Raw genomic sequence first — 18206 nt, 5'->3', positions numbered from 1 at the left:
GCCACAGAGGGCGCAAGACGGTCACCGCGGGCACCGCTCCCGGCGGCGGGTTGTGGTCCGAATCCCATGGGGCCGGGCCGGGGGAGCGGTCGGGGCACCAGGACATGACCGCTGCGCCGTGACCGCCTGAGCGCGCTTGGCCGGGCCAGCCGACGACGGCAGCGACGGCGGGAAGCAGCCCAGGGCGGTCGACGTGAAGGCGTACCGGGCGCTGTACCAGTAGCGCCTGACCGAAGCCCTCACCCGGCGGCCGACGACTGTGCCCGCCTGACACCGGTCCTGTGTCCCGGAATCTCGCGTGGGTGCTGCCGCGGCTGCCCAACGCGTGGTGGCTACGGCGTACCGCTCTGCCGACTCATCCAGTCAACGATCGCCTGCTCGGTCCTCGCCAGTTGGTCGGTCGGGCTGAACTGGAGCAGTTCGGTGCCGGCGTCGACGTACGGCCGGTGGCCCGGCGGTTGGTAATAGGCGTCACCGGCCTCGTACACCTCCTCGTGCTCCTCGAAGACGAAGCGCATGCGTCCAGCGATGACGTAACCCCAGTGCGGGCACTGACACATTCCGCCGGGAAGCGCCTGAAGCGGCCCGTCGAGGTCGGCGTCGGCGCTGAAAGAGACGAACTCCACCGTGTAGCCGTTCATCTCCTCCCGGCGGTCGGTCACCGGGCCGAACTCCTGAACGTTCGTTGCTGACTGCTTGGACACCTTCGGCATCCGTTCACTCCTCAGTTCTTGGGCGACATGTCTGGAGGATGACGAACCGGTGATCCCTCCCGCAGCCGCCACACCCGATCTGCGAGGTACTTCCCCCGTTCAGCTGGCCTCGGGCGACCCGTGGCCGCCGCCCGGCGAACGGCGAATCCGGCGCCGACACGATGCCGGTCGTGCTCCGTCCGGTCATGGCGACCCGGTCGGGGGTGAGGAGCTGGTGAGACGAGCGGAGAGCGGAGGAGGTGACCGCGGGAAACCGTGCCGGAGCCTTTCGGGAGGTCAGGACGCCCGGGCGATCAGGACGCGCGGGCGATCAGGACGGGCTGGAAGAAGCCGGTGTCAACGGGCTGCTCCCAGCGGATGCCGGCCAGGCCGGCCTCGGTGGCGAAGCCACTCAACTGGTCCTGGGTGAGCGCCCAGTAGGTGGCGCGGTGCACGGCGACCTGCCACTGGCCGGAGTCGCCCGCCAGGAGCCGGAAGAGCTCCAGGTCGTACCGCTCGCCGTCCTCGTGCCACTTCCAGAGCTGGAAGACGACCGACCGTCGGCCGTCGTGCTCGGCGGTCTGCGGTGGTGTGGAGGTGGGCCGGGTGCGGCGCAGCTCGTCGTACGGGCGGGTGGTGACCAGGAGCAGTCCGCCCGGGCGCAGGACCCGCCGTAGCTCACCGAGCGCGGTGCGCACGTCCTCGGCCGTAAGGAGGTGCGGCAGCGCGTTGTCAGCACAGACGGCGACGTCGAACCGCCCGTCCGGAAAGGGGAGTTCCCGCATGTCGGCGGCGGCGGTGGGCAGTCGGAGGCCGCGCTCGGCGGCCTCGGCGGTGGCGCGGGCGGCGGAGACCGGGCTGAGGTCGGTGCCGGTGACGCGGTGGCCGAGCGCGGCCAGGCCGAGGGCCTGGGTGCCGATGCCGCAGGCGCAGTCCAGCACCTCGGTGGGGCGGTCACCGAGGTTCGCGCGGATCAGGGCGTCCAGCGCGGCGCCCTGGCGGGCGATCGAGCCGTTCCAGTCGGCGTAGACGAGGTGGTAGTCATCGGCGAACGCGTCGTAGAAGCGGCCGAGGGAGGGCTGGGTCATGGCGTCGGGCCCTTCAGGGGACGTCGGCGGGGCATCGAGCGGGCGAAAACGCGGCAGGGCAGGGCAGGTCAGGGCAGGGCACGGACGGCGCGACGTCGAGCGGAACGCGGAGACCGCTCTGTCGGTCACGGCGCTATCCTCGCTCGGCACACCGGGGCCGGGTACCGGTTTTCGGGGCCACCGAGAGGGCGGGCAGATGGCACGGATACCGGACGATGACGACTGGTCGGACGGCCCGTCGCCGTGCCGTGACGGCGCCTCGGCACGCGATGACGGCGCCTCGCCGCGGCTCGGTGGCTGCGGCGACGGCGACGACGGCCGATGCGACCGACGCGGGCCGGTCGGACCGGTCGCCGGGGTGACCGAGCTGCCGGAGGGCAGCTGGTGGGACTGGGACGTGTGGTCCCTGGCGCCCCGGTGAGCTGCGGTTGGCCGCCGGGTACGGCCTCTGCTACCACCACGGCCTGGAGCTGGTCTTCGCCGACCCGCTGTACGTCCGCTGTCCGGACTCCTTCCAGGACCCGGTGTTCCGCTCGCCCACGCCCGAGGAGCGGTGGCTGGTGGAGCGCCAGTGCGGCGGGGAACCGGGGGTGCTGGTCGCGTTCGAGGCGGACGGCGGCGGTGCGGAGCCGGTGAGCGGGCTGATCGCCGCCGGGAGTCTGGAGGTACGGGTCGGCAGCGTCCTGCGGTACCTGTCGGCTCCTCGACCCGCGGACGTCCCGGACGGGAAATTCGCTGGCCGGACGGCACCGTCACTGCGATGATGCGCACATGCGGACCTTCGAAGAACTGATCGCCGAGGCCGAGTCCGTGTCCGTGGACGGCTGGGACTTCTCCTGGCTGGACGGCCGGGCCGCCGAGGAACGGCCCTCCTGGGGCTACCAGCGGCTGCTGGCCGGTCGACTGGGCACGGCGACCGCCGCCCTGGACATCCAGACCGGTGGCGGCGAGGTGCTCGCTGGCGCCGTACGGCTGGGCGGGCGCCCGCCCGTGCTCGCGGCCACCGAGTCGTGGCCGCCCAACGCGGCCCGTGCCACCCAACTGCTGCACCCGCTGGGCGCGGTGGTGGTCGCGGACCCGGACGAGCCGCCGCTGCCGTTCGCCGACGGGGCCTTCGACCTGGTCAGTAGCCGGCATCCGGTGCGGGCCTGGTGGACGGAGATCGCCCGGGTGCTGAGCCCCGGCGGCACGTACTTCGCCCAGCACGTGGGTCCGGCGTCGGCCTTCGAACTGGTCGAGTACTTCCTCGGGCCGCAGCCGGAGGCGCGCGAGGGCCGTCGCCCCGAACGGGAGAGCGCCGAGGCCCGGGAGGCCGGGCTGGAGGTGCTGGACCTGCGGTCCGAGCGGCTGCGGATGGAGTTCCGGGACATCGGCGCGGTGGTGTACTTCCTGCGCAAGGTGATCTGGATGGTCCCGGGCTTCACCGTGGCCGGATACCTCGACCGGCTGCGCGAACTGGACGGGCGGATCCGGGCCGAGGGCCCGTTCGTGGCCCACTCGGCGCGCTTCCTGATCGAGGCGCGCAAGCCGTAGCCGAGGCGGCGACGTCCGGCCCACCGGAACGAGCCTGCCTGGCGGAGGCCCGCCACGCGGAGACCCGCCTGGCCGGGGCCCGAGGCGAGCCTGCCCGCCGCCTGCCGCGAGCCTGGCCGGGGCCCGAGGCGAGCCTGCCCGCCGCGAGCCTGCCCGCCGCCTGCCGCGAGCCTGGCCGGGGCCCGCCGCGAGCCTGCCCGCCGCGAGTCGCCTGCCGCGAGCCGGCCCGCCGGGCAGAAACCCGGCGGGCCGGCACCGCGGCTCAGGACTGCGCGACCAGGTCCAGGTACGCGTCGTGCCAGAGGTCCTCGTCCCCGTCCGGCAGGAGCAGCACGCGGTCGGGCCGGAGGGCCTCGATGGCGCCGGGGTCGTGGGTGACCATCACGATCGCGCCCGGGTAGGTGCCGACCGCGGCCAGGACCTCCGTGCGGGAGGCCGGGTCGAGGTTGTTGGTCGGTTCGTCCAGAAGCAGGACGTTGGCGCCGGAGTGCACCAGGGCGGCCAGGGCGAGCCGGGTCTTCTCGCCGCCGGACAGCACCCCGGCCGGCTTGTCGGCGTCGTCGCCGCGGAAGAGGAACGCGCCGAGCACGTGCCGCAGCTCACCGTCGGTCAGGGCGGGTGCAGCCGCGGCGAGGTTGTCGCGCACGCTGAGCGCCGGGTCGAGGGTGTCGTGCTCCTGGGCGAAGTAGCCGAGCCGCAGGCCGGTGCCGGGGACGACGCGGCCGGAGTCCGGCGTCTCCCGGCCGGCCAGGATGCGCAGCAGCGTGGTCTTTCCGGCCCCGTTCAGGCCGAGCACGACCAGTCGGCTGCCGCGGTCCACGGCCAGGTCCAGCCCGGTCAGCACCGGCCGGCCGTCGTAGGACTTGGTGAGGCTGATCGCCCCGAGCGGCATCCGGCCGCACGGGGCGGGCTCGGGCAGCCGGATCCGGGCGGTGCGCTCGGCCTGCCGGACGGGTTCGAGTTCGGCGAGCATCCGGTCGGCCCGGCGGGCCATGCTGCGGGCGGTGGTCGCCGTGGCGACGTTGGCCCGCATCCGGTCGGCCTGCGCGTGCAGGGAGGCTGCCTTGCGCTCGGCGTTGGCCCGCTCCCGGGTGCGGCGGCGCTCGTCGGCGGCGCGCTGGGTCAGGTAGGCCTCCCAGCCGGTGTTGTGGACGTCGATCGTGGCGCGCTGCGGGTCCAGGTGGAAGACCCGGTTGACGGTCTCCGCGAGCAGGCCGAGGTCGTGGCTGATCAGTACCAGCCCGCCCCGGTGGGTGGCGAGGAAGCCGCGCAGCCAGGCCGTGGAGTCGGCGTCCAGGTGGTTGGTCGGCTCGTCCAGCAGCAGGGTGCCGTGGTCGGCGAACAGGATGCGGGCCAGCTCGACCCGGCGGCGCTGGCCGCCGGAGAGCGTGCCGACGGGCGAGCCCATCAGGTGGGTGGGCAGGCCGAGCCCGGCCGCGACCCGGGCTGCCTCGGCCTCGGCGGCGTAGCCGCCACGGGACTCGAACCCGGCCTCGGCCAGGACGTACGCGTCCATCGCCCGCCGCTCCTCGGCCGGCGATCCGGCGCGGGCCATCGCCGCCTCGGCGGCGCGCAGCGCGTGGACGGCGGTGTCCAGACCGCGGGCGGACAGGATGCGGTCGGTGACGGTGGCCGACGGGTCGGCGGCGCGGGGGTCCTGCGGGAGGTAGCCGACGGCGCCGGTCCGGGTGACCGTGCCGGCGGCGGGCGCCAGCTGCCCGGCCAGGGTGGCGAGCAGCGTGGTCTTGCCGGCTCCGTTGCGGCCGACGAGGCCGATCCGGTCGCCGGGCGCGATGTGCAGGGTGACGTCGGACAGCAGGAGGCGGGCGCCGACGCGCACGTCGACACCACGGGTGGTGATCATGGGATAACGCTCCGAAACGGCTAGCGGACAGACGGGTGGCGTGGAAGCGGGCCGTCCGGCTAGGAAATTCGGGGCGTGGACATGAGGGGCACGGTAGCGGGAGGGGCGGGTCGGGCGCATCCGGATTAACGGGGCGGCGCGGGGCGGGCGGCCGCAGCAGGCCCGGGGTGCACGTGCCGTCCGCTCGTGGACGTGCGGTTTCGGCCATACCGGGCGACGGATGGCGGACGGGGCGTCCTTGTCGTGGTCGCGCCGCACTCGCTTGCATGTCCGCATGGCCCGACGCGACCTCGTACTCCTGACCGACCACAGCTCGACCGAAGGCAGCCGACAGGTGCTCGCCGCCGCCGCGCGGACGCTGACCGGCCGGGAACCCGTCCAACTGGACGCCCGGCACTTCATGACCGGCGGCAGCGGTCTGATCGAGGCCGACGACGCGGGCGGTTTCCGGCTGGAGGCGGGCGGCCGGTCGGTGACCGCCGACACGGTGATCGTCTACGAGATCCCGCCGCACCGGCGCCGGGCGTTCGAGGACTGCCAACGGCGGCTGCGCGGATTCGGCGCCCGCTCGCTCGGCACCGACGCCGAGGCGTGGCGGGCGGCCACCGAGAAGGACATCACCGTCGGCCGCTTCGTCCGGGACGGCGTGCCGCACATGCCCAGCATCGCGCTCTCCGGGCCGAGCCCGGAGGACGCCGCCGACGCCTTCGCGGCACTCGGCGGCGACGTCTGGGCCCGGCCCTGCGTCGGGATGGGCGGCGACGACGTCTTCCACGTCACCTCCCGCGCCCAGCTCGACGCCGCCACGCGGCACTACGCCAGGGCGGGCGCGGACTGGCTGATCGCCCGCGACGCCCGGAACCTCCTCCCGGACGGGCGCCGCCACCAGTACCGGGTGGTGGTGCTTCACGGGCGTGTGGTCCGGGTCGTCGAGCACGTCCAGGCGGACCCGGACGCACCCTGCAACGAGAGCCGGGGAGCCGTCTCCACGCTGCTCGACTACACCGAACTGCCGGACGGGCTCGCGGAGTCGGCCATCGCGGCGGCCGCCTCCGTGGGCCTCGACCTCGCCGGGGTGGACCTCGCCGCCGAGAGCGGCGGCGTGGTCTTCGAGGTCAACGTCCACCCCGCCTTCGGCCGGCGCGGCCTGGAGCAGGTGGCGCTGCCGTACGTCGCCGCGCACCTCGGCCAGTAGGGCCGGGGACATCCCGCCGACGCCCGGAGTGCCCCGGTGGTGCCGAGCGCCGCGCGGCCACCCCGGAGGGCCGGGCAGTACGCGGGCACCCCGCGGACACCCGGACGCCCCCGCGGCGGCCGGTCCCGCCCCCGGGCGGCGGGCCCGGCTCCGCCCTCAAGCCCGCAGAACCGCTTCCTCCGTCACGCGGAACCGCCCCCTCAGGCCCGCAGTACCGCCGCGAGCACCGACGGCCGGAACAGCAGCGACGGCGGCCCCACCAGCGACATCACCTCGTGGAACACCGCGGTGACCGCCGGGTCCTCGGTGCTGGCCGCCAGCACCTTGTCGAAGAAGCGGTGCTGGAGTTCGACCAGGGCGCCGGACGGCGCTCCGGTGGTGGCACGGAAGCGGGCGTCCTCGGCGCAGGAGATCATCCAGGGGATCTTGGACACCGCGGCGACGGCGCGCCGTGCGGCCCGGGCGGTGGCGTGCCCGATGCCGCCGTGCCGCTTCGCGGTGCGGCGGAGCTCCCGGGCGCAGAACAGCGCGACCGTGACGCCCTGCCCGTACACCGGGTTGAAGGTGCTCGCGGCGTCGCCGACCACCACCAGCCCGTCCGGACAGCTGCGTTCGTAGTGCCGGCGCACGCCCGGACCGGGGTGGAAGCCCCGCACCTCGCCCGCCGGTTCGGCGTCCCGCAGCACCTCCTGGAGGAGGGGGTCGCGCAGCAGGCTCAGGTGTTCGGTGAACCCCTCGGCGCCGGCCGCCGGCTCGGCGCCGCGCATCCCGGCGAGGCTGACGATCCAGCGGTCGCGCTCGACCGGCAGCAGCACGCCCAGACGCTGCGCGTCCGGCGCCTTGGTCTGGAGGTAGACCGCCTGGGCGCCGAGGTCGGACCCGGCCGGGCGGTGGAACATCCGGGAGGCGTACGCGACGCCCGCGTCCACCCGCTCCTCGGGCACCGGCGGGCAGCCCAGCTCGGTGAGCCACTTCGGCACCGAGGTCGAGCGGCCCGTCGCGTCGACCACCAACTCTGCCGGTATCTCGCGGACTTCGGCGCGCTCCGGACCGCGCTCGCGGACCTTCACACCGGTGACCGTGGTCGCCGAGCCGAGCAGTCCGACCGTGTCCGTGCCCTCCAGGAACTCGATCGCGGGGTGGGCGCGGACCCGGTCCAGCACGAACGAGTCCAGCAGCGGCCGGGTGCAGGAGAGGAAGGCCATCTGGGCCGGGTAGTCGGCCAGCCATCCGGCGGAGCAGAGCCACTTGACGTCCGAGGCGGCCACCCGCTGCGCGCCCGCGGCCATCAGCTCCTGTTTGATGCCGGGCATCATCTCCTCCAGCAGCCGGTGCCCGGCCTCCAGCACCAGGTGGGCGTGCCGGCCCTGCGGCACCCCGGCCCGGAACTCCGTCCCCGCCGGGTACCGGTCCCGCTCCACCACCACGATCCGCTCGGCGAAGCCGCGCAGCGCCCACGCGGCCGCCATCCCCGCGAGTCCGCCGCCGATCACCACCGCCGTACCCCGCCCCGGGGCCCTCTCCGAAGAAGTCATGCCACGTAGCGTAGTGGCGCGCTCGCCTCCCCGTGATCACTTCGCTGCGGACGAACAGCCCTGCCCGGCCGGGGCGTTGAGACCGCGTGGCGGCGGCTCCGGGCGGCCGCCGAGGCGTGCACGCGAGCGGTGGGCGCGGGCCGCGGCGGGGCCCGGCGGGAGGGCGGGTCGTACGGGTACGAGAACGGGTACTAGACTCGGCGGGGTTGTGCTGGCGCCTCTCCCGGTGCGTGGGCGCGCGGAGGCGAGGAGGTGAGAGCCGTGGAGTGCAGTAGTACGGGTCGAAGTCGGCCCCGCCCCCGGTTGTCCCGCACCACTCGCGGCCCCCGGCACACCTCCTCCCGTACGGCTCCCGCGCGGCACTGACCTCGTCGTACTCGACGAGCGCCGCCCGTCGCGCCGTGCGCGTGGCGGCCGGCCGGGCGCCTCCGGCCCGCCGTGTTCCCGTACGGCGGCCGGGCATCCACCGTGGAGGTCCCCGCCATGTCCGACTGGCGTGTGCGCGCCGTGCGCGCGAGCAAGCGTCCGTTCTCCCGTTCCGTCGTCCGGCCCGCGGACACCCAGCCCGCGCCCGAGCACTCGATGGACCCGCGCCCCGACCAGCCCGTCGAGCCGGTGACGCTGGAACGCTCCGTCGTGGACGCGGCGGTCTACCGGGACGGCCGCCGGATAGAGGCGCCCACCGACCTCGCCGACATCTACCGCACGCTGCCCGACCGCCCCGGCACGATGGCCTGGATCGGCCTCTTCCGCCCCGCCGAGGCGCAGCTGCTGGAGGCCGCCGACCGGTTCAACCTGCACGAGCTGGCCCTCGAGGACGCCATCGTCGCCCACCAGCGGCCGAAGCTGGAGCGCTACGGCGACACCCTGTTCGTGGTGCTGCGCGCCGCCCGCTACCTGGACGAGGCGGAGGAGGTCGACTTCGGCGAGATCCACCTCTTCGTCGGCCCCGACTTCGTGCTCACCGTCCGGCACTCCCAGGCGCCGGACCTCTCGGCGGTGCGCCGCCGGCTGGAGGACGACCCCGAGCTGCTGGCGCTCGGCCCGGAGGCGGTGCTGTACGCGGTGCTGGACGCCGTGGTCGACGGCTACGCGCCGGTGATCGCCGGACTCCAGCACGACATCGACGAGATCGAGACCGAGGTGTTCGGCGGCGACCCGCAGGTCTCCCGCCGCATCTACGAGCTGTCCCGTGAGGTGATCGAGTTCCAGCGGGCCACCCGCCCGCTGCTGGAGATCATGAAGAGCCTGGAGGCGGGCTTCGGCAAGTACGGCACCGACGAGGAGCTCCAGCGCTACCTGCGCGACGTCGCCGACCACGCCACCTACGCCGCCGAGCGGGTGGACGGCTTCCGGCAGATGCTGCAGAACATCCTGACCGTCAACGCGACCCTGGTCTCGCAGCGGCAGAACGAGGAGATGAAGCAGCTCGCCGAAGCCGGGCACGCGCAGAACGACGAGATCAAGAAGATCTCCTCCTGGGCGGCCATCCTCTTCGCGCCGACACTGATCGGAACGGTGTACGGGATGAACTTCGAGAAGATGCCGGAGCTCAAGTGGGCCTTCGGCTACCCGTTCGCGATCGGGCTGATGGCGCTGGTGTGTACCGGGCTGTACCTGGTGTTCAAGAAGCGGGACTGGCTGTAGGCCGGAGCCCGGAGCCGTCGGGACGCGAGACGGCCGGGCCCACGGCGCGGAGGGACGACCGCGGCCGCGGGCGGATGGGCGGCCGCGTCAGGGATTCGTCAGGGCGTCGGCGCGGCGCTTGCCCGGGTGGGGGAGGGCCGATTGGATGAGGAGCATGAACCGCCCGGTACGCCATCACGACCGTCCGCCGCATAGGCGGCTGACGGTCCGTGCAGCCGTGGCCGTCATCGCCGTGCGCTGATCCGCGCCTCCCCGCCGGAGGGCACGGTACGTGCCGCACCCCGTCCCGGCGCCGTCGCGGCGGGCGGGGGCGGGTACGTGAAGCCCTCGTCCGGGGACCGCCGCGATCGGCGGCCGGCGTTCCACAGATCCGCGTTCCACAGATCCGCGCTCCGCGTTTCCGCGCTCCGCGTTTTCTGTGTCTCGCATTCCTCAATCCATCGGGCCAGTTGGGCCCGCACCCCCGGCCCGGGCAGGGCCGGTGGTGTCACGCACCCTGGGAACGGTCATGTCCGACTCCGTCCTGTCCACCTCCACCCCCGCCGTGCTCGAAATGTCCGGAGCTGCGGCGTCCGGCACCGTGCTGTCCGGCCGCACCGCCCTGGTCACCGGGGCCTCCTCCGGGATCGGCTGGGAGACCGCCCGACTGCTGGCCGGGCTGGGCGCCACCGTGCTGGTGCACGCCCGGACCGCCGCCGAAGCCGAGGCGGCCGTCGGGCGCCTGGTCGCCGCGGGTGCCCGGCGGGACCAACTCGTGGAGCTGGCAGCCGACTTCAGTCACCTCGCCGAGATCGCCGTGCTGGCCGGCACGGTCGTCAAGCACTACCCTGCGCTGGACCTGCTGGTGAACAACGCCGCGGCGATGGCGCCCGAGCGCTGCACGCTCACCGACGACGGCAACGAGGTCTCGCTCCAGGTCAACTTCCTGGCCGCGCACCTGCTGGCGAAGCTGCTGCGGGCCCCGCTCTCGGCGGCCGGCGACGCCCGGATCGTCAACGTCTCCTCCTCGCTGCACCGCACCGCCTCGATGAACTGGTCGGACCCGCACCGGACGAAGAAGTACTCGCGGGTCGCCGCGTACGCGCAGTCGCAGCTCGCGCTCACCATGGCGACCGCCGAGATGGCCCCGGCCGGCTCCGGCATCACCGCCGCCAGCCTCAACCCGGGCCAGTGCGCCACGGCGCTGCTGCCGCTGTACGGGCGGACCGGCGCGCCGGCCGTGGAGGGGGCGGCGGCCGTGGTGTGGCTCTGCCTGCCCGGCGTCGCACTCGCCAACGGCGCCTACTACGAAGGGGGTTCGGTCGCGAGGACGGCGCCGGCCGTCCAGGAGGAGCGCTCGCTGAAGCGGCTGGCGAAGCTCGCCGACCAGCTGGTCGGCCAGGCGGCCTGAACACCGTTCGCGAGCACGATCGGACCCGGGAGGCCGGAGGAGTCGCGATGTCCAAGCGCGCCCGCAAGAAGCGGACCCGCCGGAAGAAGAGGGCGATCCACGGCGGCAAGGCCGGCCGGGGCTGATCCGCCCGGCCTTCGCCGAAGGGAGATGGCCGCCGGGCGTCGGGAGGGCGCCGAAGATGCGTCAAGAACGGCGCCCGGCGACGTCAAGGAGGCGTCAGGGAAGGCCTTGTGGCGGCCGGCGCGGCACCAGACGCCGGTTCGATGGACCGGGCGATCGCCGCGACCGACGCCGACCTCGACGGCACCGCGGTGGCCCTGGCCGCCGGGGTGCTGCTGCTGGCGCTCGGCCCCACCGCGGCCGGGGTGCGGGCCCGGCTGCGCGAGTGCCGGTAGGCCGGCCGGACCGCCCGGTGGGAGCCGTTGCTCACCGGACGGTGACAACTCGGCCTCGGTCCAAGGACGTTCGGTTCCGGTGCACGGCCGGTGGGGGACCCTCCCCGGGACGGGGAGGAGGCCCGGATGCGGGCGATCGCGGGGATGGTGGTGGCGGCCGTGGCGATCGGGCTGCTGCTGGGAGGCGCGGTGGGCGTGCTGCTGTTCGTCGTCACGGACTGGTTCGATCCGATCGAGCGGGCGTTGCTTGAGCAGGAGCACTTCTTCTGGTTCCTCGGCACACCCTGACCGCGGGCGGCAGTGGGAGCCAGTGGGCGGCCGTCGAGCCTAACCGGCCAGCAGCCGCTGGTACTCGGCCTCCGGGTCCAGCTGGCGCCGGTACTCGACGTGCAGTCGGACGGTGCCGTCCGCTCCGGCCAGGCGGCCGAGCGGCCCCCGGGCGGCCGGGAGCGGCCGGGGCCGGGGCCACTGCTGTGCGAGGACGGCCAGCGGGGTGCCGTCGGCGCCGCGCACCACCCAGGTGGCGCGGCCGCCGCCGATCAGCGGGAGCCGGGGCCGGGGGAGGCCGAGGGCGGTGAGCGCCGCCGGGGCGTCCAGGTGGTCGGGGAGTGTGACGGTCCCGGCGTGCGGGGCGTCGGCGTCGTCGCCGGCCGCGACGCTGTCCCGGGTGAGGAGGATGCGCATGGTGGGAGGATAGGCCGCACCGCGGGCGCTCCGGGGTGATGACCGGCAGGGACGATGGTCGGGGCGGTGGTCGGGGCGACGCCGGGGCCTCACCCGGGTGCCGGATTGACAAGGATCCTTGCCGTAGCGGCAAATGGCAGGCATGGCCGACGAAGAGTTCGAGAACGTCCTCACCACGGTGGGCCCGCGGCTGCGGGCGCTGCGCCGGGAGCGCGGCACCACGCTCGCCAAACTGGCCGCCGTCACCGGCATCTCGCTCAGCACGCTGTCCCGGCTGGAGTCCGGGCAGCGCAAACCGACGCTGGAGCTGCTGCTGCCGCTGGCCCGGGAGTACCGGGTGCCGCTGGACGAGCTGGTCGGCGCCCCGGCCACCGGCGACCCGCGGATCCACCCGCGCCCGGTGACCAGGAACGGCCAGACCATCGTCCCGCTCACCCGCCACCTGGGCGGCCTGCACGCCTACAAGCACATCGTGCCGCCGGGCCGCAACGAGGGACCGGAGCTGGAACTGAAGGTCCACGAGGGGTACGAGTGGCTGTACGTACTGTCCGGACGGCTGCGACTGGTCCTCGGCACCCACGACCTGGTGCTGACGGCCGGTGAGGCCGCCGAGTTCGACACCCGCACCCCGCACGCCTTCGGCAACGCGGGCCCGCAGCCGGTGGAGTTCCTCAGCCTGTTCGGGCCGCAGGGGGAGCGCATCCACGTCAGGGCGCGCCCGGGAACCTCTGTTCGGTAGGTTCGTTCCTGACAGGGGGTCTTCGTACCGGCTCCCACCAGGCCATCGGGAGGGGCCGAGGAGATGAGTGTGCAGCAGAGCGCGGAGTCCGGCGAGAGCGGCGGAGCCGGGGAGCGGGAGGCGGCCGGGGGCGGCCGGGCGGAGGCGAGTGCGGGCGGCGCGGCGACGGAGGGCGCGGGGGCCGGGGCTTCCAAGGAGGCCGATGCTCCCGGGAAGTCCGAGGAGCAGGCCGAGCGCCCCCGGAAGAAGCGACCGTTCTGGCAGGAGCTGCCGATCCTGCTGGTGATCGCGCTGGTGCTCTCCCTCGGCATCAAGACCTTCTTCGTGCAGGCCTTCTCCATCCCCTCCGGCTCGATGGAGCAGACCCTCGCGATCGGCGACCGCGTACTGGTCGACAAGTTCACCCCGTGGTTCGGCGCCGAGCCCGAGCGCGGTGAGGTGGTGGTGTTCCGCGATCCGGGCGGCTGGCTGGAGGGCACGCCGACGACCTCGGGCGACTCGGTGATGGGCGCCGTGCAGAAGGCGCTCAGCACCGTCGGCCTGATGCCCTCGGCGGACGAGAAGGACCTGATCAAGCGGGTGATCGCGGTCGGCGGTGACACCGTCGAATGCGCGGCGGGCGCGCCGCTGAAGGTGAACAACGTCGCGCTGGACGAGCCGTACCTCTTCCCCGGCTCGACGCCCTGCGACAACGACCCGGTCGGCACCATCACCGTGCCCAAGGGCAAGCTGTGGGTGATGGGCGACCACCGCAACAACTCGCGGGACTCCCGCTGGCACCACAACGAGACCGGCGACGGCTTCGTGCCGGTGGACAACGTGGTCGGCCGGGCCTTCGTGGTCGCCTGGCCGCTGTCCGACTGGTCCACCCTGCCGGTCCCCGACACCTTCGACAAGGTGCCCGCCGGGGCGGCGGGCGCGGCCGGCGCGCCGTTCGAGGCGCCGCCGGCGCCGGAGGCCGCCGCGCTGGCCGGCATCGTGCCGCTCGCCCTGTGGCGGCGGCGCTCGGCCCGCGGCGCCGCAGCGGATGGGGCGCACGGGGTGTCGTCGAGCGGGGCCGCGGCTCGCAGGGCGTCGGCGCGGAAGGGCGGCTGAGGCCGGCTCGCCCCGGATACCGCGACCGCCGTCCCGCCCGGGTCGATCGTCTTCGATGGAACTCCTCCCACTGACATCTACACGCCTGTAGAGTTCAGGAGGTGAGCTGCACCCCGGCCGTCGGCCGCCCGCACGGGGGCGACCGGCGCCAGGGTCCGGGCCGGGAGGCGGAGCCGTGGTGGAGAGTCAGTGCAGTCCCGGGCGTACCGGAGGGCCGACCGGACCGGAGCCGGCGGACCGGGACGTCCGGTGGGTCTACCAGCCGGTCGAGGTGGACCTCGGGGGCGGCACCTGGGCGCTCGGCAGGGTCAGCGCGTGGTGGCAGGACACGGCCGGGCGGCGGTGGTGCCGACTGCGGGTCGGCCGCAGCGGACAGCCCGCGCTCTGGCAGCCGTTCGACCCGGCGCGGGTGCTGCTGCTCCCGGTGTCCGGGATCTGAGCGGGGCGGCCGGGCGCTCCCCCGGAGCAGCGAGCCGGAGGAGGCGCCCCGCCGTCGTGTGTGCGGGGTGGACCGGCTCAGCCGTACGAGAGGTTGGCGCAGGGATCGTCGTCGGCCGAGCGGGCGGCGCCGCTGACGCTGGTGGGCAGCGGGGCCGGGGCGGTGGCGGCGGGGGCCGGAGTGGCGGGGCCCGCCGGGTTGGCGGCGGCGAAGTCGTGGCCGAGGACGACGCTGACGCCCCGGCCGCCGGGCTGCACGGTCGCGCCGGGGAACAGCTTGGCGACCGCCTCGGCGGCGGTGCGCTCGCCGGTGCCGTACTCGACGACGGTGGTGCTGCGCGGCCTGCCCGCCGCGTTGCCGACGCCGGTGACGGTGTAGCCGGCGCCCTTGACGGTCTCCGCGGCCCGGCTGCCGAGTCCGGTCTCACCGGTGCTGTTGAGCACGGAGACCTTCACCTCGGCGGCCTTGGCGTCCGGTGCGGGCGTCGGGGTGGGCGCGGCCGCGGCGGCGGGAGCGGCGGACGGGGTGGCGCCGGAGCCGGCGTCGGCCGGGGCGCTCGCGTCCTGGCCGTCGATGGTGCGGTCGGCCTTGAGCGCGGCCCACAGTTGGTCCACGTCGGGGTGCACCAGGGCGACCCGCGGTCCCTCGTAACGCCAGGGCACGGTGAGGAACTTGATGTCGTGCAGGTCCACGTCCTCGAGTTCCATGGCGAAGGAGAGCAGCTTGGCGGCCGAGCCGAGGCCGGGGTCGACGGTCAGTGACCTGGTGGCCGCGTCGGCCAGCGGCAGCAGCGTGGTCGGGTCCATGCCGCGGGACTTGACCTCCTTGATGAGGGAGGACATGAAGGCCTGCTGGCGCTTGGTGCGGCCGATGTCGGAGCCGTCGCCGATGCCGTGCCGGACCCGGACGTAGTCCAGTGCGGCCTGGCCCTCGACCTTCTGTTTGCCCTTGGCGAAGAGCAGCTTCCCCTTGTGGCCGAGGTTGGGGTTGAGGTCCCCCTCGTGGATGTCGTTGGGCAGGCAGACCTCGACGCCGCCGACCGCCTTGGTCATCGAGGCGAAGCCGTTGAAGTCCACCACGATGGTGTGGTCGACGCGCAGGTTGGTCAGCTTCTCGACGGCGTTCTGGGTGCAGGCCGGGTTGCCCTGCTCGCTGTCGCCGACCGAGAAGGCACTGTTGAACATCACATTGGTCTGCTCCTTGGTCCACTTGCCGTTGGGGAGCTTGCACGGCGGGAGGGTGACCAGGGAGTCGCGGGGGACGGAGATGCCGACGGCGTGCTTGTGGTCGGCGTAGACGTGCAGCAGGATCGCGGTGTCCGAGCGGGCTCCGCCGTCCCCGCCGCCGCCGAGGTCGCTGTTGCCGTTGCCGCGACTGTCCGAGCCGATCAGCAGCACGTTGACCGGGGTGCGGCCCTGGGCGTCCGGGGCCGCGGCCTCCGGGCGGTCCTTGCTGAGGGCGTCGCCGTCGAAGGTGCTGATGTTGCCGTTCAGCCGGAGGTAGAGGCCGGCGCCGCCGAGGACGGCGAGGGCGGTGCAGCCGGCGGTCGCCCAGAGCACCTTCTCCCTGGTGCTGCGCTTGGGCTTCTTGCGGGCCCGGCCCGCTGAACGGCCGTCCGGTATGTCCGTTCCGTCCGTACTATCCGTGCTGTCCGGGTTCCGGTCGTCCTTCCGGTCGTCCCCCTGGCCGGTTCTCCGACCGGTCGCCCGGCGCCCACCCGTCCGGTGCGGCGAATTCTCGGCTTCGGGGGAACCCTTGCGGCCAGGCACGTCGTCATCCTCCACAGTTGCCACGCGAGCCCCCGTCGACCGGCGGCGGGTTCGCGTGGCTCGGGGCCGGAGCCGATCCGGGCGGGGCCCGTCGCTAAACTTTTACACCGCTGTAGAACTTCAGTGGAGCATACTAGGCGCGGATGAGAAAACCAGCTGGTCAGACCATGAGAAATTGGTCAGAGCGGCTGGTCCGCGCTGCTCCGGACCCGTACGAGGAGCACGATGACTGATCGCATCGCACGTTCGATAGCCGGCGCCCTGGTGGCCCTGCTGGCCGCCGTCGGCCTCACCGCCGCCGCATCGGGCGCGGCGGCGGTGGCCGCACCCCGAACCGTCGTGGCCGCCGCCGTCAACCCGGGGGCCGCCCCGGGCGGCTCTGTCGCTGTCGCTGTCGCCGGCTCGGAGGTCCGTGCCGAAGCGCGCGGCGCCGCCGCCTCCGCTTCCGTCGCCTCCGCCGATGTCGCGCACCTCGCGGCCAAGGACGAGAAGAAGAAGAAAAAGGGCTTCTTCGCCAAGCTGGGGAAGTTCCTGCTGGTCGTGGTCATTCTGCTCATCCTGCTCGTCGTCCTGCTGATCGTCGGGATCGTCTACGCCGCGAAGCGGATCTTCAGCCGTCGCAAGTAGCCGCAGGCAGTCGGGGGCAGCTGCGAGCAGCCGTGGGTAGCCGCCGGTGGCCGCCCGTCCGCGGCCGAGCGGGGCCCGCGTACGGCCGCGACCCGGGCGTTCGCCGTCGCCCGCCGGGCGGCGGAGCCGGAACGACCGCCCGGGGCAGTCCACTTGACGCCGATTGGCCCTGGCCGGGGTGCCGGGGCCGCCCCAGGATGAGCGTCATGAGCGACTTCCACTCCCACGAGGCCCCCGAGGAACTGCACCCCGAGAGCCGGGTTGTCCACCCGCCGCTCGTCGAGGCCACCGGCAGCCGTCCGCTCGGCGTCCCGCTGCACCAGGGTCACCTGTTCGCCTTCGACACCGGCGACGCACTCGCCGGGGCCCACGGCGGACCGGACGGCGCCTTCTTCTACAACCGCTTCGGCAACCCCACCGTCCGCTCGCTGGAGCAGGCCGTCGCCGGACTGGAGGGCGGCACCGGTGCCCTCGCCAGCGCCTCCGGCATGGGCGCGATCAGCACTGCGCTGCTCGCCCTGCTGAGCGCCGGCGACCACGTGATCGCGCAGCGCAGCCTGTACGGCGGCACCATCGGCGCGCTGACCGACCTCACCGAGCGCTGGGGCGTCGAGGTCAGCTATGTGAGCGGCGACGACCCCGCCGGGGTGGCGGCCGCACTGCGGCCCGAGACCCGGGTGCTGCTCCTGGAGACCGTCTCCAACCCCACCACCCGGATCACCGACCTGCCCGGGCTGATCGCCGTCGCCAAGCGGGCCGGGGTGGTGAGCGTGGTGGACAACACCTTCGCGACCCCGCTGCTCTGCCGCCCGATCGAGCACGGCGCGGACATCGTGATCCACTCCGTGACCAAGTACCTGGGCGGGCACTCGGACGTGCTCGGCGGCGTCGCCGTCTTCGCCGACCCGGAACTGCACCGGCGGGTCTGGCGGCGCTCGCTCGAACTCGGTGCCTCCGCCGACCCGTTCGCCGCCTGGCTGACCCTGCGCGGCATGCAGACCCTCGCCCTGCGGGTCCGCCGCCACTGCGAGAGCGCGCTCGAGCTGGCCGGCCGGCTCGCCGCCCACCCCGCGGTCACCGCCGTCCACTACCCGGGCCTGCCCAGCCACCCCGACCACGAACTCGCCCGCCGGCTGCTGCCCGACGGCCACGGCGGCGTCCTGGCCTTCGACCTGGCCGGTGGCCGGGAGGCGGCCGGTACGTTCACCGAGTCCGTCCGGCTCGCCTCGCTGGCCCCGTCCCTGGGAGACGTGCACACCCTGGTACTGCACCCGGCCAGCACCTCCCACCGGCAGCTGTCGGACGAGGAGTTGGCGGCGGCGGGCATCGGGCCGGGGACGGTACGGGTCTCGGTGGGCATCGAGCACCCGGAGGACATCTGGGCGGACGTCGCGCGGGCGCTGGCGAAGGTGTGAGCCGAAGCGGGGTGGCCACCGGCGTGGACACCGGCAGGGCGGGGAGCGGCCGCGAAGCCGCCGCCCGTCCGCGCAGGCCGACCGTCCGGCCGTCCG

General features: G+C 74.1%; 18 protein-coding genes. 12 read left to right on the top strand and 6 right to left on the bottom strand.

Going from position 1 to position 18206, the window contains the following annotated elements; all coding sequences use genetic code 11:
* Positions 1-332: 332 nt before the first annotated feature.
* The gene (locus ABZ449_RS06755) at positions 333-713 is read right to left on the bottom strand and encodes a hypothetical protein (protein ID WP_360341303.1); all 381 of its coding nucleotides are present in this window, start codon (positions 711-713) and stop codon (positions 333-335) included.
* A gap of 293 nt (positions 714-1006) precedes the next feature.
* Entirely contained in the window at positions 1007-1780 is a 774-nt protein-coding gene (locus ABZ449_RS06750; RefSeq protein ID WP_360341301.1) for a methyltransferase domain-containing protein, read from the bottom strand.
* Positions 1781-2208: 428 nt separating this feature from the next.
* Here ABZ449_RS06750 and ABZ449_RS06745 point away from each other — a divergent pair, with 428 nt between their 5' ends.
* Positions 2209-2544: a hypothetical protein gene (locus tag ABZ449_RS06745; protein ID WP_360341298.1), complete on the top strand. Its 336-nt coding sequence runs from the start codon at positions 2209-2211 to the stop codon at positions 2542-2544.
* A gap of 7 nt (positions 2545-2551) precedes the next feature.
* The gene (locus ABZ449_RS06740) at positions 2552-3313 is read left to right on the top strand and encodes a class I SAM-dependent methyltransferase (RefSeq protein WP_360341295.1); all 762 of its coding nucleotides are present in this window, start codon (positions 2552-2554) and stop codon (positions 3311-3313) included.
* Positions 3314-3575: 262 nt separating this feature from the next.
* On the opposite strand, the gene ABZ449_RS06735 is transcribed toward ABZ449_RS06740, so the two are convergent.
* On the bottom strand, positions 3576-5177 hold the full coding sequence (locus ABZ449_RS06735) for an ABC-F family ATP-binding cassette domain-containing protein (protein WP_360341292.1): 1602 nt from the start codon (positions 5175-5177) through the stop codon (positions 3576-3578).
* A 274-nt stretch (positions 5178-5451) separates the two neighbouring features.
* Here ABZ449_RS06735 and ABZ449_RS06730 point away from each other — a divergent pair, with 274 nt between their 5' ends.
* Positions 5452-6372, top strand: coding sequence for an alpha-L-glutamate ligase (locus tag ABZ449_RS06730; protein ID WP_360341289.1), 921 nt, complete (start codon positions 5452-5454; stop codon positions 6370-6372).
* Positions 6373-6572: 200 nt separating this feature from the next.
* On the opposite strand, the gene ABZ449_RS06725 is transcribed toward ABZ449_RS06730, so the two are convergent.
* Positions 6573-7907, bottom strand: a complete 1335-nt coding sequence (locus ABZ449_RS06725) for an FAD-dependent oxidoreductase (RefSeq protein WP_360341286.1) — start codon at positions 7905-7907, stop codon at positions 6573-6575.
* A gap of 483 nt (positions 7908-8390) precedes the next feature.
* Here ABZ449_RS06725 and ABZ449_RS06720 point away from each other — a divergent pair, with 483 nt between their 5' ends.
* The 4 genes from ABZ449_RS06720 to ABZ449_RS06705 all read left to right on the top strand — a co-directional run bounded on the left by ABZ449_RS06720 (position 8391) and on the right by ABZ449_RS06705 (position 11630).
* Positions 8391-9554 (top strand): magnesium and cobalt transport protein CorA, encoded by a 1164-nt coding sequence (locus ABZ449_RS06720; protein WP_360341283.1) that lies wholly within the window; start codon positions 8391-8393, stop codon positions 9552-9554.
* Positions 9555-10062: 508 nt separating this feature from the next.
* Complete coding sequence (locus tag ABZ449_RS06715; RefSeq protein WP_360341280.1) at positions 10063-10944, top strand: SDR family NAD(P)-dependent oxidoreductase; 882 nt, start codon at positions 10063-10065, stop codon at positions 10942-10944.
* 266 nt (positions 10945-11210) lie between these two features.
* A complete protein-coding gene (locus tag ABZ449_RS06710; RefSeq protein ID WP_360341277.1) occupies positions 11211-11342 on the top strand; it encodes a hypothetical protein in 132 nt (43 codons plus the stop codon).
* 126 nt (positions 11343-11468) lie between these two features.
* On the top strand, positions 11469-11630 hold the full coding sequence (locus ABZ449_RS06705) for a hypothetical protein (RefSeq protein WP_360341274.1): 162 nt from the start codon (positions 11469-11471) through the stop codon (positions 11628-11630).
* Between the two features lie 39 nt (positions 11631-11669).
* On the opposite strand, the gene ABZ449_RS06700 is transcribed toward ABZ449_RS06705, so the two are convergent.
* Positions 11670-12026, bottom strand: a complete 357-nt coding sequence (locus ABZ449_RS06700) for a hypothetical protein (RefSeq protein WP_360341271.1) — start codon at positions 12024-12026, stop codon at positions 11670-11672.
* 142 nt (positions 12027-12168) lie between these two features.
* On the opposite strand from ABZ449_RS06700, the gene ABZ449_RS06695 reads away from it, so the two are divergent.
* The 3 genes from ABZ449_RS06695 (at position 12169) to ABZ449_RS06685 (ending at position 14299) form a co-directional block, all read left to right on the top strand.
* Positions 12169-12765 (top strand): XRE family transcriptional regulator, encoded by a 597-nt coding sequence (locus tag ABZ449_RS06695; RefSeq protein WP_360341268.1) that lies wholly within the window; start codon positions 12169-12171, stop codon positions 12763-12765.
* 63 nt (positions 12766-12828) lie between these two features.
* The gene (gene lepB, locus ABZ449_RS06690; RefSeq protein ID WP_360341265.1) at positions 12829-13860 is read left to right on the top strand and encodes a signal peptidase I; all 1032 of its coding nucleotides are present in this window, start codon (positions 12829-12831) and stop codon (positions 13858-13860) included.
* A 175-nt stretch (positions 13861-14035) separates the two neighbouring features.
* The gene (locus ABZ449_RS06685; RefSeq protein WP_360341262.1) at positions 14036-14299 is read left to right on the top strand and encodes a hypothetical protein; all 264 of its coding nucleotides are present in this window, start codon (positions 14036-14038) and stop codon (positions 14297-14299) included.
* Positions 14300-14376: 77 nt separating this feature from the next.
* On the opposite strand, the gene ABZ449_RS06680 is transcribed toward ABZ449_RS06685, so the two are convergent.
* Positions 14377-15858 carry an LCP family protein gene (locus tag ABZ449_RS06680; RefSeq protein ID WP_360341259.1) on the bottom strand — a complete coding sequence of 494 codons (1482 nt, stop codon included), beginning with the start codon at positions 15856-15858 and terminating at the stop codon, positions 14377-14379.
* A gap of 435 nt (positions 15859-16293) precedes the next feature.
* On the opposite strand from ABZ449_RS06680, the gene ABZ449_RS06675 reads away from it, so the two are divergent.
* Both ABZ449_RS06675 and ABZ449_RS06670 read left to right on the top strand, forming a co-directional pair.
* Positions 16294-16695, top strand: a complete 402-nt coding sequence (locus ABZ449_RS06675) for a hypothetical protein (protein ID WP_360341256.1) — start codon at positions 16294-16296, stop codon at positions 16693-16695.
* Between the two features lie 206 nt (positions 16696-16901).
* Complete coding sequence (locus ABZ449_RS06670; protein ID WP_360341253.1) at positions 16902-18110, top strand: aminotransferase class I/II-fold pyridoxal phosphate-dependent enzyme; 1209 nt, start codon at positions 16902-16904, stop codon at positions 18108-18110.
* The last annotated feature ends 96 nt before the right edge of the window (positions 18111-18206 follow it).

The sequence above is a fragment of the Kitasatospora sp. NPDC005856 genome, from assembly GCF_040629945.1.
Classification (GTDB): Bacteria; Actinomycetota; Actinomycetes; order Streptomycetales; family Streptomycetaceae; genus Kitasatospora.
This window is presented reverse-complemented; position numbering and strand designations above follow the sequence as displayed.